Annotated in this window: 18 protein-coding genes and 1 pseudogene; 13 read left to right on the top strand and 6 right to left on the bottom strand. The window is 38.6% G+C overall.

Translation table 11 applies throughout. The annotated features are described in order from the left end of the window. Positions 1 to 104 precede the first annotated feature (104 nt). The 7 genes from FTT94_RS12665 to trpB all read left to right on the top strand — a co-directional run bounded on the left by FTT94_RS12665 (position 105) and on the right by trpB (position 6,222). Entirely contained in the window at positions 105 to 1,247 is a 1,143-nt protein-coding gene (locus tag FTT94_RS12665; protein WP_180170900.1) for an HRDC domain-containing protein, read from the top strand. 124 nt (positions 1,248 to 1,371) lie between these two features. Beyond that, on the top strand, positions 1,372 to 1,680 hold the full coding sequence (locus tag FTT94_RS12660) for a YcgL domain-containing protein (RefSeq protein ID WP_180011296.1): 309 nt from the start codon (positions 1,372 to 1,374) through the stop codon (positions 1,678 to 1,680). Between the two features lie 21 nt (positions 1,681 to 1,701). Continuing rightward, on the top strand, positions 1,702 to 2,085 hold the full coding sequence (locus tag FTT94_RS12655; RefSeq protein WP_078193907.1) for a hypothetical protein: 384 nt from the start codon (positions 1,702 to 1,704) through the stop codon (positions 2,083 to 2,085). A 21-nt stretch (positions 2,086 to 2,106) separates the two neighbouring features. Then, a complete protein-coding gene (locus FTT94_RS12650) occupies positions 2,107 to 2,958 on the top strand; it encodes a MoxR family ATPase (protein WP_180170899.1) in 852 nt (283 codons plus the stop codon). 79 nt (positions 2,959 to 3,037) lie between these two features. Beyond that, positions 3,038 to 3,490 (top strand): hypothetical protein, encoded by a 453-nt coding sequence (locus FTT94_RS12645; protein ID WP_180170898.1) that lies wholly within the window; start codon positions 3,038 to 3,040, stop codon positions 3,488 to 3,490. Positions 3,491 to 3,694: 204 nt separating this feature from the next. Next, a complete protein-coding gene (locus FTT94_RS12640; RefSeq protein WP_078188499.1) occupies positions 3,695 to 4,882 on the top strand; it encodes a VWA domain-containing protein in 1,188 nt (395 codons plus the stop codon). 131 nt (positions 4,883 to 5,013) lie between these two features. After that, the gene (gene trpB, locus FTT94_RS12635; RefSeq protein WP_180005109.1) at positions 5,014 to 6,222 is read left to right on the top strand and encodes a tryptophan synthase subunit beta; all 1,209 of its coding nucleotides are present in this window, start codon (positions 5,014 to 5,016) and stop codon (positions 6,220 to 6,222) included. Between the two features lie 9 nt (positions 6,223 to 6,231). On the opposite strand, the gene FTT94_RS12630 is transcribed toward trpB, so the two are convergent. The 4 genes from FTT94_RS12630 to FTT94_RS12615 all read right to left on the bottom strand — a co-directional run bounded on the left by FTT94_RS12630 (position 6,232) and on the right by FTT94_RS12615 (position 7,992). Continuing rightward, positions 6,232 to 6,582 (bottom strand): hypothetical protein, encoded by a 351-nt coding sequence (locus tag FTT94_RS12630; protein ID WP_180060180.1) that lies wholly within the window; start codon positions 6,580 to 6,582, stop codon positions 6,232 to 6,234. A gap of 121 nt (positions 6,583 to 6,703) precedes the next feature. After that, complete coding sequence (locus FTT94_RS12625) at positions 6,704 to 7,135, bottom strand: CBS domain-containing protein (protein WP_078193901.1); 432 nt, start codon at positions 7,133 to 7,135, stop codon at positions 6,704 to 6,706. A 106-nt stretch (positions 7,136 to 7,241) separates the two neighbouring features. Continuing rightward, positions 7,242 to 7,619: a DUF2750 domain-containing protein gene (locus tag FTT94_RS12620; protein ID WP_078188495.1), complete on the bottom strand. Its 378-nt coding sequence runs from the start codon at positions 7,617 to 7,619 to the stop codon at positions 7,242 to 7,244. A gap of 139 nt (positions 7,620 to 7,758) precedes the next feature. Next, complete coding sequence (locus tag FTT94_RS12615) at positions 7,759 to 7,992, bottom strand: hypothetical protein (protein WP_078188494.1); 234 nt, start codon at positions 7,990 to 7,992, stop codon at positions 7,759 to 7,761. 222 nt (positions 7,993 to 8,214) lie between these two features. Here FTT94_RS12615 and FTT94_RS12610 point away from each other — a divergent pair, with 222 nt between their 5' ends. Next, positions 8,215 to 8,574 (top strand): hypothetical protein, encoded by a 360-nt coding sequence (locus FTT94_RS12610; RefSeq protein WP_180011241.1) that lies wholly within the window; start codon positions 8,215 to 8,217, stop codon positions 8,572 to 8,574. A gap of 109 nt (positions 8,575 to 8,683) precedes the next feature. Beyond that, positions 8,684 to 9,007, top strand: a complete 324-nt coding sequence (locus FTT94_RS12605; protein ID WP_180011239.1) for a hypothetical protein — start codon at positions 8,684 to 8,686, stop codon at positions 9,005 to 9,007. Here FTT94_RS12605 and FTT94_RS12600 read toward each other — a convergent pair. After that, positions 8,931 to 10,502, bottom strand: a complete 1,572-nt coding sequence (locus FTT94_RS12600) for a M16 family metallopeptidase (protein WP_373686035.1) — start codon at positions 10,500 to 10,502, stop codon at positions 8,931 to 8,933. The genes FTT94_RS12605 and FTT94_RS12600 overlap by 77 nt on opposite strands. A gap of 123 nt (positions 10,503 to 10,625) precedes the next feature. Further along, positions 10,626 to 11,939: pseudogene (locus FTT94_RS12595) on the bottom strand (M16 family metallopeptidase); the annotation flags it as partial. A 250-nt stretch (positions 11,940 to 12,189) separates the two neighbouring features. Between FTT94_RS12595 and ftsY the strand changes: the two are divergent. The 4 genes from ftsY (at position 12,190) to FTT94_RS12575 (ending at position 15,826) form a co-directional block, all read left to right on the top strand. Beyond that, positions 12,190 to 13,296 carry a signal recognition particle-docking protein FtsY gene (ftsY, locus tag FTT94_RS12590; protein WP_168379661.1) on the top strand — a complete coding sequence of 369 codons (1,107 nt, stop codon included), beginning with the start codon at positions 12,190 to 12,192 and terminating at the stop codon, positions 13,294 to 13,296. Between the two features lie 175 nt (positions 13,297 to 13,471). Continuing rightward, positions 13,472 to 14,158 carry a nitroreductase family protein gene (locus FTT94_RS12585; protein ID WP_180170896.1) on the top strand — a complete coding sequence of 229 codons (687 nt, stop codon included), beginning with the start codon at positions 13,472 to 13,474 and terminating at the stop codon, positions 14,156 to 14,158. A 214-nt stretch (positions 14,159 to 14,372) separates the two neighbouring features. Next, positions 14,373 to 14,966 carry a nitroreductase family protein gene (locus FTT94_RS12580; RefSeq protein WP_168379659.1) on the top strand — a complete coding sequence of 198 codons (594 nt, stop codon included), beginning with the start codon at positions 14,373 to 14,375 and terminating at the stop codon, positions 14,964 to 14,966. Between the two features lie 182 nt (positions 14,967 to 15,148). Beyond that, complete coding sequence (locus FTT94_RS12575) at positions 15,149 to 15,826, top strand: DUF2057 domain-containing protein (RefSeq protein WP_180170907.1); 678 nt, start codon at positions 15,149 to 15,151, stop codon at positions 15,824 to 15,826. The last annotated feature ends 524 nt before the right edge of the window (positions 15,827 to 16,350 follow it).

The raw sequence follows: 16,350 nt of genomic DNA, 5'->3' as shown, positions 1-16,350 counted from the left end.
ATTAAAGGAAATAAGTCGCTAAAATAACGTTTTTCCTTATAGATAAATAATATATATCAGTTAATATAAGCTCATAGAGCATCTAAAATTAGACTCAGCAACTTATGTATCAATTCATTCAAAATCAGCCAGATTTAAATTCTGTTTTAAATCTTATGGACCAAAGCTCGATTTACGGACTCGACACCGAGTTTATAAAAGTAGATACCCTGTGGCCCAAACTTGGACTTTTCCAAATTAATGTACAAAATCAGGTGTATTTACTTGATGGTACAACCCTCGATTTAACCCAATTCTGGCAAAAATTATTTGCGGCTCAGCAAAACATTTTTCATGCTTGTAGTGAAGATATCGACCTGATTTATCACTATGCACAGCATAAGTCTTTAGAAAATGTCTTTGATACCCAAGTTGGGATGTCATTTTTAGGGCATGGCTTACAAGTCAGCTATCAAAATGCCTTAAAAACTATGCTCGATGTAGATATAGATAAAGATCAGACACGTTCAGATTGGTTGGCTCGTCCACTCAGTGCCGAGCAATTGAACTATGCAGCGAATGATGTACATTATTTAATGAATTTAAGCCATACGATTCAGAATGAATTGGCTGCGAAAAGTTTATTAAATTGTGTGCTTGAGGACTGCAAAAATTTAACTTATGAAATTGGCACTGAAACGCCTATCCATATGCTGTATCACGATATTGGTAATTATCGACATTCACGTCGTCAGCTCATGCAAATTCAGCAATTGGCCGTTTGGCGTGAGCAAATGGTGAAAGCCTTAAATCAGCCACGTAGCTTTATTCTTAGAAACTCAACCATCATTGATATGGTAGAAAAAAATCCAAAAAATAATTTTCAATTGAGTGCAGTGAAAGACATTCGTCCGAACATTGTGCGTGAGCATGGTAAAATTATTTTAGATTTGTTGAAGTTTTTACCAGAACAAGCTGAATGGCCGCTGCGTATGGCACGTCCAATTCGTCATTCGTCTCAGGATATTGGTTCGCGCGTCGATACAGTCATTCAGCGTGCAGTACAAGAAATCTCTGTGCCTAAAGAAGTTTTAATGCGTAAAAAATGGTTAAATGCTTTGTATCAGCATGTGGTTTTTCATAATGATGAACAAGATTTACCGAGCTATTTGTTGGGCTGGCGCTATGATTTGCTGACGAAGCCTTTAATTGAAGTGCTGCATGCCGATGAAAGCTATCTTTCTGGTCAAATGAAAGTGATGGAATAAGTTCTGATTGATTAAAGAACTATCACTTATACAAATTCACGACTGATGCGTTAATAAACACTAATGTATCAGTCTTTTTTTTGATGTATCCTTTGCCTTGCGTTTAATGAGTATTGATTCAATTATGTACTGTTCTATCTACAAATCGAGCAAAAAAGATGAAATGTATCTTTATATTGCTCGTCCTGAAGTTAATGAAAACGAAACTGAAGCGACAGATCCGCTTGCAGTAATGCCTGATGCATTACGTACAGCATTTGGTCGTGCCACATTTGTCATGGATCTAGAACTCAGTGAATCACGCAAACTTGCACGTGTAAACGTATTGCATGTCATAGATTCAATTGAAACAAAAGGGTTCTTTATTCAAATGCCTCCAGAAGGTTTAATTGACCCAAATGCAGTTGAGCCAGAAGGCTTGCGCGGCGCTTAAGTTAATTCAGGAGTTGTGAAAATGAATGGTGTAGTATCGGTATTGGACTCAATTCCTGAAAGCAGTATTGCAATTACGGTTTACCTAGGTGGGGCTGTAATTGCTTTGTTGTGTTGGTATGGGCTGATGAAGCGCTTACCCAAAACGATCGGTGCCATTGGTTGGCTTATCGTATTTGCTATTTTATTAACACCAACCGTTTCTGAAGGTTCAAATGCAGCGATCGCACCTGCGATTTTTGGTTTGATTTTTGGTGTATTAACAAAAGATCAGCCATTGGTTTGGTTGAATCTATCGTTGATTCTCTTTGTGGTGGGTATTGGTTTAGTCCTCGGTTATTTTTGGACCAAATACAATGCAGCGAAACCACAGCACGTTGTAAACAAGAAAATTTCACCGCTTTAAATAAAAAAATAAGGTTATGTCATGTCTGTTGAAACTCAACAATTTACTGGTACAGATCAATATATTGCGACCGATAGCTTAAAACTTGCAGTAAAAGCTGCACGTTCATTGCAAAAGCCACTTTTGGTTAAAGGTGAGCCGGGGACAGGTAAAACACTTTTAGCCGAACAAGTGGCTGAAAGTTTAGGCCTTAAGCTCATTACTTGGCATATCAAATCGACGACCAAGGCTCAACAAGGTTTGTATGAGTACGACGCCGTATCTCGTCTGCGTGATAGTCAGTTGGGTGATGACCGTGTTTATGACATCAAAAACTATATTAAGCCGGGTAAACTTTGGGAAGCATTCACTGGTGAAGAACGTTGTGTACTTCTAATTGACGAGATTGATAAAGCAGATATCGAATTCCCTAATGATTTGCTGCATGAACTCGATAAAATGTCCTTCTTTGTGTATGAGACGGGTGAGACAATTACGGCAACACAACGTCCAATCGTGATCATTACTTCAAATAATGAAAAAGAACTTCCAGATGCCTTCTTGCGTCGTTGTTTCTTTCATTATATTGAATTCCCTGACGAAGCAACCATGCGTGAAATCATCGATGTACATTTTGAAAATATTTCAAATACCTTGGTCTCTGAAGCACTACAAATTTTCTTTAAATTACGTCAAATTCCGGGTTTAAAGAAACCGCCTTCAACCTCTGAGTTGATTGATTGGTTGAGTTTGCTGATGGCGGATGATATGCCAGAAGATATTTTACGCAATACAGATAAATCGAAATCAATTCCACCACTTTATGGTGCCTTGATTAAGAACGAACAAGATGTGCAATTGCTTGAACGTCTAGCATTTATGTCACGTCGTTAATTGCTATTAATTTTATCAAAGATTTAAAAGCCGGTTATCCGGCTTTTATTTTGAGTATTAAAAAATATAAAGGTGAATTATGCAGACAAATGCATACGTATCTCGTGTACACATAGCTGTACCTAGGAGATTAAAGCCGACTGTACTTTTGTTGGCTGCGAGTTTTTATTTTTCTAGTTTTAGCTATGCAATGGATGATGCTCAGTTTGAACAGCAGCATCAACAGCTACTCCAGGATGCGTATTGGGCGCAAGTTGCAGAACATCAACTTAAAGAAAAGCTCATTGATCAATCAGATTATCTCGCAGCTCAAACGACCATTCAACAAAAGGCCTGTGCTGCAACTGTACTCGAGCTGAAATACTATGATTTTGTGATCTTGAATCTAAATGACTTTAACCGCTATAGAAACCATCAAGGTTTTCATAAAATCGTATCTATTGAAAAGTTGCAGCAAGATCGCCTCAAAGTTCAGCACAAATATGAAACTCTTAAACAATCTCTTAAAAATAGAAATGCGACTTGTGAATAAATCATGTCATTTACCTTTCTTTGGGAAGATAGGGCAACGTATATGAACACGCAGTAAAAGCTTTTGGCTTTACTTGTAGGGATCAATTTTTCATAATGGTGGATGTAAAGGCAAGACTCAGTTGCAGATGAAATAACAAGATCACATGCATTCACACTGGATTTGACCTCCTGATATTTAATTTTTATTGGATTTTATTCGCCTATGTTTGTGCGATTGTTTTATACCCTTCGAAAATACGGTGTTCCTGTTTCAACTCGTGAATTGATTGACTTGAACCAAGCAGTGGCAGCAGGGCTAGTCTTTGCAGATCAAAATGAATTTTATCAGCTTGCAAAAACCGTCATGGTCAAAGATGAACGTTACTTTGATAAATTCGACCGTGCAATGAAAGACTATTTTGACGGTATTGCCACCTTTGATTTGGATGAGCTATTAAATCAGGTGCATAAACTGCCAAAGGATTGGTTTGACCTTGAACTCATCGAAAAACATCTAACACCTGAACAACGAGAAGAATTAAAAAAAGCCGGATCATTAGAAGAACTGATGAAAATGCTCGAAGAGCGTTTGCGCGAGCAGCATAAAAAGCATCAGGGTGGTAATCGGATGATCGGTACGGGTGGTACATCGCCGTTTGGTGCCTATGGCGACCATCCTGAAGGCGTACGTATCGGTGGGCCTGGTCGTAAACGATCTGCGGTGAAAGTCTGGGAACAACGTCAATACCGAAACCTAGATGATGAGCAGATTCTCGGAAGTCGTCAGATGCAGATGGCATTGCGTCGTTTGCGTAAATTTGCCCGTCAAGGTGCAGCAGAAGAGCTAGATATCGACGGAACCATTCGTGAAACGGCCAAACAAGGTATTTTGGATGTGCAGTTGGTTCCTGAACGACGTAACCGCATTAAAGTATTGATGCTGTTTGATGTTGGGGGTTCTATGGACTCACATATTGCCCAATGTGAGAAGCTCTTTACCGCTGCAAAAACTGAATTTAAAACGTTAGAGTATTTCTATTTTCATAACTGTTTATATGACTATGTATGGAAAGACAATATTCGCCGTTCCAGCACGCGTATGAATACATGGGATCTATTCAACACCTATGGTCGAGATTACCGTGTCATCGTTGTCGGTGATGCGAGTATGGCGCCGTATGAGTTGAACTCGGCAGGTGGTTCTGTGGAATATATGAATGATGAGGCGGGTCAGGTGTGGTTACAGCGCTTACGCAATCATTTTGATAAAACAGCATGGTTAAACCCAGAAGAAGAAAGTTATTGGCATTACACCCAAACCATTGCTGCGATTAAACAAATTTTTGAAGATCATATGTTCCCAATGACCCTCAAAGGTGTGGAAGATATGACGAAATATTTAGCGCGCTAAAGCGTTAAAAACGATACTTTTTCTTATCAATGATGTTTATATTACTTACTCCAATTTTGCATTGTTTCTTATTTTCAAAATTGGATAGTATTTAAAAGTCTTTGTTTTGCATACAACATGAAGGAAATATGATGGATCATCAAATTAATGGTATCGCATTACCTAATGAAGAAGGTTTCTTCGGGGAATACGGTGGGCAGTTCATTCCACCAGATTTAAAACAGGCAATGGATGACATTAATGTTGCTTATGAGCAAATTCGTCATACAGAAGAATTTCAAAATGAATTGAAAGAGTTGTTTGCACACTATGTTGGACGTCCTAGTCCATTGTTTTATGCAAAGCGCTTGTCTGACAAATTAGGTGGCGCACAAATCTACCTAAAGCGTGAAGACCTCAACCATACCGGTGCGCATAAAATTAACCACTGCCTTGGCGAAGCTTTGTTAGCAAAATACATGGGTAAAACCAAAGTGATTGCTGAAACTGGCGCGGGTCAGCATGGTGTAGCATTGGCAACGGCTTGTGCCTTGGTAGGTATTCCATGTGAAATTCACATGGGGCAAGTGGATATTGAAAAAGAACATCCAAACGTGGTGAAAATGAAGATTTTAGGTGCCAACCTGATCTCTGTTACACGTGGTACAGCTACGCTCAAAGATGCAGTAGATAGCGCTTTTGAAGAATATTTAAAAGATCCAACCAATTTTATTTATGCGATTGGTTCAGTGGTTGGCCCACATCCATTCCCGAAAATGGTCCGTGACTTCCAGTCAATTATTGGTGATGAAATTAAAGTTCAAGCCAATGATCGATTTGGTGCAAATCCTGACTATGTGGTTGCATGCGTGGGTGGTGGTTCAAATGCCGTTGGTGCATTTACAGCATTCCTCAATGATACAGATGTAAAACTTGTGGGTGTGGAGCCTGCAGGCCATGGTTTAGATACCAATATGCACTCTGCGACGTTGACATTGGGTAAACCAAGTCAAATTCATGGTATGGCATGTTATGTCCTTGAAGATGAACAGGGTGAGCCATTACCAGTGCATTCAATTGCATCAGGTTTGGATTATCCTGGAGTGGGGCCACAACATAGCTTGTTAAAAGACCTAGGCCGTGTTGAATATACAACAGCGACAGACCAAGAATGTTTAGATGCATTCATGACGCTTTCACGTGTAGAAGGTATTGTGCCTGCACTAGAAAGTTCACATGCGGTTGCATGGGCAATTCGTGAAGCATCAAAACTTGCCAAAGATGTGAAGATTGTTGTTAACGTTTCAGGCCGGGGCGATAAAGACTCAGACTATGTGGCTGAAAAATTAGGTTTAAATTAATTACTGCCATTAAAAAAGACTAAGTTGCTCATCATCTGTTGATGGTGCAAAAATCTTTTGCAGTTGTATAGCCCGATCTATATTCGAAGTATCCCAGTTTTTAACTGGGATATTTTTTTTGACATAATTTTTATATATAGTGTGGTTAACGCTTGATGTAATTGGAATTAACTCAGGATGTAGCGCATAAATAATTGCCTTTGCATCTAAAATTTCAGCGACAGCAGAAGCAATCTCTAAATTGATCGTACATCGGTGGTATTGCAGCAGTTCATCGTCTTTCATCGATAACATTAAGCGTTCTAATTCTAAAATGATGGCATCTAGTTGGTCTAATTTATCTAAAGCGGGTTTAAGCATAAGAAGGAAATTGAGAAAAGTAATTAATTTGTAATGTGTATGTCATTACAAAATGTGAGTTATATAAAATTATTGATATTTAGAATTCCCCCTTAAAGCTTATCAAGGGGGATTTTTGAGTTTAGCCTGAAATATATTGTTGAAGTTGTTCGATCAGTTTTCGTTGATCATCCATTGCTGCTTTTACAAGGTCACCGATGGAGATTAAGCCAGTCAATTTCTGTTCCTCAACGACAGGTAAATGACGTAAATGGCGATCTGTCATGAGTTCTAAACATTCTTCGACAGTCGCTGCACTTGTTACAGTGATGACACTACCCGTCATAATTTCACTGACGGAGGTATCGAAAGAGGTTCTTTCCATCAGGGCGATTTTACGTGTGTAATCACGCTCAGACAAAATCCCAACGACTGTGCCTTCATGGGTCACGACGAGGGCACCAATGCCTTTTTGTGCCATCAGGGAAATGGCTTCGAGTACAGTCGCATCTGGGGTGATGGTGTAAATTTCTTGATAAGCTTTGTCTTTAAGTACTTGGGCAACTGTAGTCATATTTTCATTCCTTTATAGTAGTTTTTGTTTAATTTAAATTAGCGCGAAATTTGAAAAAAGCAAATACTTTTCAGTGCATGCTGAGGTCAAGCATGCACTGAGGGTTTTATGCCATTTGAATCTTATCTTGGTTAAAAAAGAATAAACGCATTTGCGAGGTTGTGAGCTTGAGACGGATATGGCTAGAGCTATGCAACGCAGGGATGACTTTAAGGCGTGTTAATGTTGGTAATAGCGATGCCTCAAAATCTTCTGGAGTAATGCGTCGTGGAGTGTAGTTGGGCCAATGCTTTTTGGCATATTTATGCGCTTGAATGCCATTTAGCCAAAACGGGAAGATAATATGATCTTGATCGCTGGTCATTGCCCAACCTTGTTGGTGGTAGAGACCCCAAAGGACTCCACAGTACATCATGGTTTTTAAAATACTAATTTTGAAAAATAAATCTTTTGGAATAGGTTTATATTGCTTTAATTTAGACATCATATGCAGCGTGTTGTTGATGTTGCTCCTATTGTAGGAAATTCTTATGAAAAAGCTGTGTAAGCTTTGAACTGGATTGTAAGAATTTATGTAGTTAAAAGTTGAAGGGTGTAAAAAACGCCACCTTAGTGACGTTTTTTTATGCTTGCAAGGTGGCCATGTTCTGCCAATATTGCGCTTTGAGTGAGTCACGTTCTACGCGGAAGCCTTGATAATAAAGTTCAGCCAAAAATAACGCTGCTTTACCATGTCCAGCACGAGCTGCATCTTCCAATTCGTGAACTGCATCGCTGAAGTTCATTTGAGATTGAATTGTGTTTACCGCATTTGCGTATACATGTTCGAGTTCATGTTGAGAGAATTGTTGAATCATATTTAACTCCTTATTCTAATTATGATCATTAAGGGCCCATTCTTTAGCCCTATTAACTAATATAACTAAGTATTATTAAACTAATATTACAATTATCTTGAATTGTCAACTATTCACGTAAATATTTCTAATTTGCTATAGTTTACATGATTAAACAATGAACAATTGTTTTCATGAGTAAAATACTAACATAAGAAGTTGTAGATAATAAGGAGAAGTAAAATGACAAAAGTTTTAGACGGTTTAACTTTAGATTATCCTCCGACATTAGCGCAAATTGTGGAATTGGCACATCTACATCGTCGCAATCTTGATGACGCAATTTTTCATCAGGAGATTCATTTAGGGGATTTTGGTTTAGCACAGCGCAAACGTGTATATGATTTCACACGGGATTTAGATAAGGGACAGCGCTTAGAATTTTACAATGCATATAATGGCGAATTACTCAAAATCGCCGATGATGATGATTTACATCCTGCGCATGCAGAGGGTGGAATGAGTATTTTTGCAGTATTTATCGTTTTGGCGATTATTGCATTGATTCTTTATTTTGCGGTGATACGTACCATTATTCAGTAAATTGTTTAGCTAACTCACAGACTGAAACAGTGGACTGATGCAGTTTTAAGCGCTGTGACTTGAACTTCTTGAACGTCAGCCATACACTACTTTGAACCTGAGGTAGTGTATGACTATTGATTTAGAAAAAATTATTCAATTCAAATCTAAAATACAGCTAGAGCAAATTTATAATATCTTTGTTTCAGTCATGATCGTGGTGATTTTGGTATTGGCTGTGATTGCCTTATATCGTCCTATTTCTGTACAGCAATACCAAAACGTATCACGACTTGCGTTTCAGCAAAGTTATCCTGAAACTCAGGAAATGGCGATGTTGCTGAGACAGCAAGATCGCATCCGTGTGGGTGCTTATCTTAAATTGATGCATGCTTATCAGATGGAGTCTGTACGGGCACATCAACTTCCGGCTTTGGCAGAGGAACAGCCTTAGTCGCAGGGATTATCTTGGTTGGAGCTGCTTGTACATTCTCCTCCAATATCTGCTGTACTTCATTTTTATCTAAGGTTTTACTGACCACAATCACCGTCATATTTTCAGGGTGCATGTAGGTACGAACCGCATTTTGTACATCAGCTACAGTTATTTTTTCCAATAATTTAGGGTACTGGGTCAAATAATCTGGGTCTTGTTGATAAAAGCCCAATAGACCAAGCTGTGCATTGATTGTTGCATTACTGCTGTAATTATTCGGAAAAGCACGCAGCATACCGGCTTTGGTTTCTTCCATTTGTTTTTGATCAATAGGCATTTTGACAAAATCATTAAAGGCTTTATGCGCAACACGAATACTATCTATCAGCTGATCTTGACGTGTTCCATAGCTAAAACTAAAGATACCGGGCGCTTGGCTAAAGCTAAATGCACTATAGGCACCATAAGTATAGCCACGTTTGACACGAAGCTCTTGCATGAGGACCGAGTTAAAACCACCACCGCCAAACATTCGATTGGCTACTTCTAAGGCTAATCGATCTTTGTTATCACGGGTCGTCCCTAAATGTCCAAATATGACGTTGGCTTGGGTGGAATTGTAGGGAAGATGGATAATATCAAACCCTTGTTTTTCTTCTGGTTGTGCAAGTGCCTTGGCTTTTTCGCCTTGCTTTAAGTTTCCAGAAATACGTTCTGCTAGGTTCTGAGCTTCTTTTTTGCTGAGTTTGCCTGTAATGGCAATATTCAAGTTTTGAGCAACTAAAAATTGATCACGAAACTTTTTTAAAATGTCTGGGGTGATTTTTTTGATACTGCCATTGGTTCCCGTAATCGGTTCTGCATAAGGGTGTGTGCCGTATACAGCCCGATAGAATCGAATATTCATTAAGCGACTTGGGCTTTCTTGGAGTTGCTTCTGACCAGCTTGGTTATTACTGAGAGCTAAGTTTAGACTAGAGGTTTTAAAAGTCGCATTTTTAATCACGTCCATCATCATGCTTAAAGCAGGTTCTAATTTTTTAGGGTCTGACAATACGCGTAGCCGAACGACAAACATATCTCGATGTGCTTGCACGCTAAATTGAGCACCTGTTTGGTCAAAAACCGAGGCAATTTGCATTGCATTGTATTTTTCTGTGCCTTCATCGATTAAACGTGCAGCCATGTTGGCAACACCATACAAGCCTTTTCCGACTTCTTCATCACGAGCAGAACCTGCATTAAAGGTCAGTTGAATATCCACCATGGGTAGATCTTGCGATTCAACAAACAGGCTATTCACACCATTTCGGTTTTTCAGCACTTGAACAAGCGGAGCACGGTAGTCTTTATCAATCTGTAAATTCTTTAAACTTTGCAGCATGGGAATAGATTGTAATTGGCTCGGGTTATCGTTGAGGTCAGGAACATTTTCCGTATAAGTTTCTGCATGGAGGAGTGAGCCAAACGCAGTGAGTAAGCTTAGAGATAAAATTTTCGTAATAGTCATCACTAATCCTTACAAGACGCTTTCTGTGTTTTGGGTTGAGCTGATTTGTTGCTCTGGAATAACAACTTCCGTTTGAGCTGATTTTACTGTTTGATCTGCTTTATTTGAGGTTGTTGGAACCTTCGTCTGTTCTGGAAGTAGATACATGGTGCTTAAATTTTCTCGGACAAAATACGCATTGGCGACACGTTGAATATCCTGTGCGCTGACGTTTTCATATAATTTTGGTAATTCGTCCATTAGCCTGAAACTGAGCCCATTGACTTCTAAGTTACCGATAGTCTTGGCTTGGCTGCTGATGTCATCTTGGTTATAGACTAAATTGGAGACAAAACGTGTGGTGATACGTTCAACTTCAGGTGTTTTGACTAATTCTGTTTTTAATATTTCGATTTCATCTTGTATGGCTTTTTGAGCTTGTTCCATTTTGACGCCATCGGCAGGGAGTGCTGAAATGGTAAACAAGCTATCACCACGATTGTATGGATCATAAGAAACACTTACAGCGGTGAGTAATTTTTTATCGCGTACCAGTTTGTCTTGTAGGCGCGATGAAATACCACTATCTAAAATGTTGCGAATAATATTGAGAGCATATGCATCTTGTGGGTTTTTTGCGGTAGCCAGTGAGCGTACATTCCACGCCATATACAAATTAGGCACTTGTACGGGCAAATTTAGTTCCATGTGACGATAGCCCACACGTTCGAATTCCATCACATCATTACGATCAGGTGTTTTGCGTGATGGAATATCACCAAAGTATTTTTGAACTTGACGAATGGCTGCTTCGGCATCGACATCACCAACAATCACCAAAATGGCGTTATTCGGGGTATACCAATCTTTATACCACTGTTTTAAATCTGCCAATTTGATGTTTTGCAGATTTTTCATGTGTCCAATGACGGGTTGACGATAGTGACTGGTTGGATAAGAGATCCATTTGAAACGTTCATAAGCCAAAGAACGAGGGTTATCATCTGTGCGCTGTCTGCGTTCTTCCATAACCACTTTAATTTCAGGGTCGAAATCTTGTTGTTGCAATCGTAAATTACTCATACGATCCGCTTCGAGCTCCAGCGCCATAGGGAAGTAGGCTTTTGGATACAACTGATAATAATTGGTGTAATTGGTAAAGGTTGCAGCGTTGATGCTGCCGCCATAGATACGGCTGAGACGTGTAAATTCATCATTAGGAACTTTAGTGGTTCCTTTAAACATCATATGTTCGAGCGCGTGGGAGATCCCTAATAGATTGCCCGACTCATCACTACTACCAACGCGATACCAAATATGAGTCATTACCATCGGCGCACGGTGGTCTTCACGGATAATGACCTTTAAACCATTTTTAAGCGTGGTTTCAAAGGTGCTACGCGTTAATTGGGTACGTGTGTCTGCATGTAGATGAGTTGCTGACCAAAGGCAACTGCTAATGACACAGATAGGAAGTGCAGAGCGAAATAAAGTTTTAAAAAAATAAGGAGAAAATCTGTTTTTATGGGACACAAAGGAATCCATTAAAATGCATTTTATAGCTATCTAGTTTTCCTAAAGTTAATTTTGATTGCAAGTTCAACATGTTGTTTTTTAGTGTGCTTCGCTCTGACAGGCGTGTATCGACTCAATTTAAGATAACTTATGATAGAATCGGTTTTTTTAACGCAGTGCTTTTCAAGGATTCGGCATGCAACAGCAATCTCATGGGCAGAATAAATTTTTGATTGATGCTGATATCGGTGATGACGATGTCACGCTACCGAGTTTACCTGCGGTAAATGTGCCGATTATCGAGACACCGAAAGTACAGCAAGACGTTGCTGCACCATTACAAGAAACAGAGTCAGAAACTGAAGACTCGAAGGCGAAAGGCGGCTTCTTTAGTCGAATGAAAGAAGGTCTAGCAAAGTCACGTAAGAACTTGGCAGACGGCATGGTGAATATCCTGATCGGTGGGAAGGAAATTGACGATGAGCTTTTAGAGGAAGTTGAAGAGCAACTTTTGGTTGCTGATATTGGTGTCGATGCAACCAAAACGATTATTGCGAACTTAACTGAACGTACTGAACGTGGCGATTTAATCTATTCACATTCTTTATATAAAGCGCTTCAAGAAGAACTTGTGGCATTACTTGCACCACGTGTTAAACCGCTACATATCGACAGCAATAAAAATCCGTATGTAATTTTGGTTGTTGGTGTAAATGGTGTGGGTAAAACCACCACGATTGGTAAATTAGCAAAACGCTTACAAGGTGAAGGTAAAAAAGTAATGTTGGCTGCTGGTGATACATTCCGTGCAGCAGCAACAGAGCAATTACAAATTTGGGGCGAACGCAATAATATTGCAGTTGTGGCGCAAGGTCATGGTGCAGATTCTGCTTCAGTTATTTTTGATGCATTCGAAAGTGCTCGTGCAAAAGGCGTAGACGTGCTGATTGCAGACACCGCAGGTCGTTTACACAACAAAGGACACCTCATGCAAGAGTTGTCTAAAGTAAAACGTGTAATGCAAAAAATTGATGCTACAGCTCCGCATGAAGTGATGTTGGTGGTAGATGCAGGCACAGGTCAAAATGCCATTAACCAAGTTGAAATGTTTGACGAGGCAGTAGGACTTACAGGTCTAACTATTACTAAGCTTGATGGTACAGCAAAAGGTGGTGTGTTATTTAATATTGCAAGCCGTACCCATGTGCCAATTCGTTTTATTGGTGTAGGTGAGAAAATTGATGACTTGCGTCCATTCTCAGCAAAATCATTTGTCGCAGCATTATTTGAAACTGATAAATAAATTGCGTTAAATGTCACATAAACTCCGCAAAATGCGGAGTTTTTTGTTTTTGAGCTTATTGATTGATTTAAAAAGCAACATGTGAATAAATCATAATCAAAATTCAGCCTGATATACCCTTAGAATAAGTAAGGAATTGTTGTTTATATATAAAAATTGCTTTGGGGTGTTTAGGGTGGCGTTACTCGATAAAATTGGTCATGTATTGACTGCGGATATCACTAAAGATTTTAAATTAAAAAAGAAAAATACCGACCAAGAAATAGAAGCGTCATTTGTCGACCAACTAAAGAAACGTCGAAGTATTTATGAGCTTGGAAAAAAGGTGCATTATAGTCAGGCTTACTTGGCTGAACTGATTCAAGAATCCGTAAGAAGTTGTCCATCTGCATATAATTCGCAAAGCACACGTATTGTAGTTTTATTTGGCGAATCTCATCAAAAATTTTGGGACATTGTAAAAGACGTACAACGCAAGAATGTTGCGAGTTATATTTTTGAAGGTGTGGCGCTCAAAATAGATCAGTGTGCAGCTGGCCTGGGAACTGTGCTTTTCTATGAAGATCAAGCTGTGATTCAACAATTACAAAAGAAAGTGCCATTAAGTGCAGAAGATTTTCCAGTGTGGTCGGAGCAAACGTCAGGCATGGCTCAATTCGCAGTATGGACTTCGATCGCAGATGCAGGTTTAGGCGCATGTTTACAACACTATAATCCACACATTGATTATGCCGTTGCCGAACACTTTAATATTTCAAAACAATGGCTGCTACGTGCGCAGTTGGTCTTTGGTTCAATTGAAGGTCAAGCGCCTGAACGTTTAGAACCAGAAGATCAAGATCAGTTTAGAATTTATGAGTAATTTCTATGTTCTGTAGGTTGCTTTGATTTCTGCTGTCCTAAAGACTGTGAACCAATATTTGAATGTAAGTGGGTTGTAGGTATTTAGATGCTTGCAACTGATTGTTCTAGAAATAAGACACAATGTTGTAAATATAGTCATGCAACTGTTAAAAACATCACCTATTATAAATCTCAACTTAGTCAGCTAATTGAAAATAAAAAGAGGTCTTGTAATGTCATTCTTGAATCAAATCGAACAACGTCGCACAATCTATTCTATTGGTAATAACGTTACTTTATCGCAAGATGAAATTGAGCAAACCATTAAAAATGCAGTACGTTTAAGTCCGTCATCATTTAACTCTCAAACGTCTCGTGTCGTTATTCTGTTTGGTGATGCACATCAAAAATTCTGGAATATCGTACGTGAAACTTTACGTAAAATTGTACCTGCAGATGCATTTGAAGGAACTAATGGCAAGATTAATAGTTTTGCAGCAGGTTTTGGTACAGCATTATTTTATGAAGATCAGGCTGTAGTAAAAGCTCTCCAAGAACAATTTGCACTTTATGCAGATAATTTCCCAGTATGGTCTGAACACTCAACGGCGATTGCTCAATTTGCTACTTGGACGGCTTTGGCTGAAAAAAATATTGGTGCGTCATTACAACATTACAATCCAATTGTTGATGCTGAAACAGCTGCGGCATTTGATGTGCCAGATCAATGGAAACTACGTGCACAACTTGTTTTCGGTTCGATTGAAGCACCTGCAGGTGAAAAAACCTTTATTGCAGATGAAGAACGATTCAAAACATTCAAGTAATGATGGTGTGATGAATTAAAAAGGATGCATTAAGCATCCTTTTTTTATATGCAAAATTCTTGAATGAATATCAAAATAATGTCTTGAAACTAAATATACAGTGATTGTTAGATGTCATAAGATTGTCACATATGCATTGCATAGTGCAATCGAAACTAAATAGTTGATAAAGAGTGATAATGATGACTTTAAGATTAACTGTTGCTGCTGCAGCGCTAATGTTAAGTAGTGCAGGATTTGCAGCTGTAATTTTGACTGTTCCGGAAGAAATCAAAATAGTTGCAGTTAATGATCAAGAAGTTACTGGTGGTTTATTTCGATCTACCGAGAAATATAAGCTAGATGCAGGTGAAAACCTATTAACGGTACGTTATAGTGAATTTTTTCAACATGCTGATAATTCCCACGATATTTTAAAGTCAGGTGTTGCCGCTATTCGTACTTCAGCACTGATTGATGGGCAAGAGTATCGTTTGGGTCTAGTCAATGCGCCAAAAGATTTTGATGCTGCGCAAAAATATAAAGACCAACCGATATTTGGTTTGTATGACAAATCTAATCAATTACTTGTGCAGCAAGCGGGGGCAAAGAAAGAACAAAAAACGATTTTCTCCAATGGTGTATTAGGTAATGCCGTAGATTTTACGAAGAAAGAAGCTGTGCCAGAAAATCAACCGGCACCTGTTTATGCACAATCTGTAACAGTAAAGCCGGCGAACGTAGTATCTCCTGTAGCTGCTCCAAAAAATGTAACTATTAATGAAAATGGGGCAGATCAACAATTAATTCAGCTTTGGCAGAAGGCTAGTAACGTTGAACGACAAAAATTCATGAGTTGGTTGGCTGAGCAAGCAAACTAAAGTCACTTTCGTAACTTTATTAGTTTTATTGAAATCCGCGTTATTTGAAAAGTCCGTTGAATTACGGGCTTTTTAGATTGAAGAATATAAAAATCACCAAGAATTATAAAATTCGTCTTTCATAAAGCAAAATATACGGATATATTGATCTTTAAATAAGCAATAAATTGCTTTTAGTTTAAAAAATATACACTCAGGCGCAATATCATAGAAATTTCTGTGATAGGGGCTTGTGTTTGTTTTGAAACTCTATAGAATACGCTGCATACCAACGCAGACAGTGATAAACATAAGGTTTTGAGTTGTTTGATGTTGTTCTCTTATTTGCTGACGAAGCATTAAGAAGATCATTAAGAGATTATGAAGAACAACTTGTGTGGATTTTTACTGGTTGATTGATCGAAATTATTTTCATTGATTGATGGTAGAAATTACTCGAAGTTTATTTGAGCAAATTTTTGTCAGTAATTGATGAGCCAAGATTGGTACACTATATGTACTATTGATTTTAAACTGAAGAGTTT

The sequence above is a fragment of the Acinetobacter sp. YH12027 genome, from assembly GCF_013420085.1.
GTDB classification, from domain to species: Bacteria; Pseudomonadota; Gammaproteobacteria; order Pseudomonadales; family Moraxellaceae; genus Acinetobacter; species Acinetobacter amyesii.
Note: the sequence above shows the minus strand (reverse complement) of the source record. Positions and strands in the feature narration are given on the sequence as shown.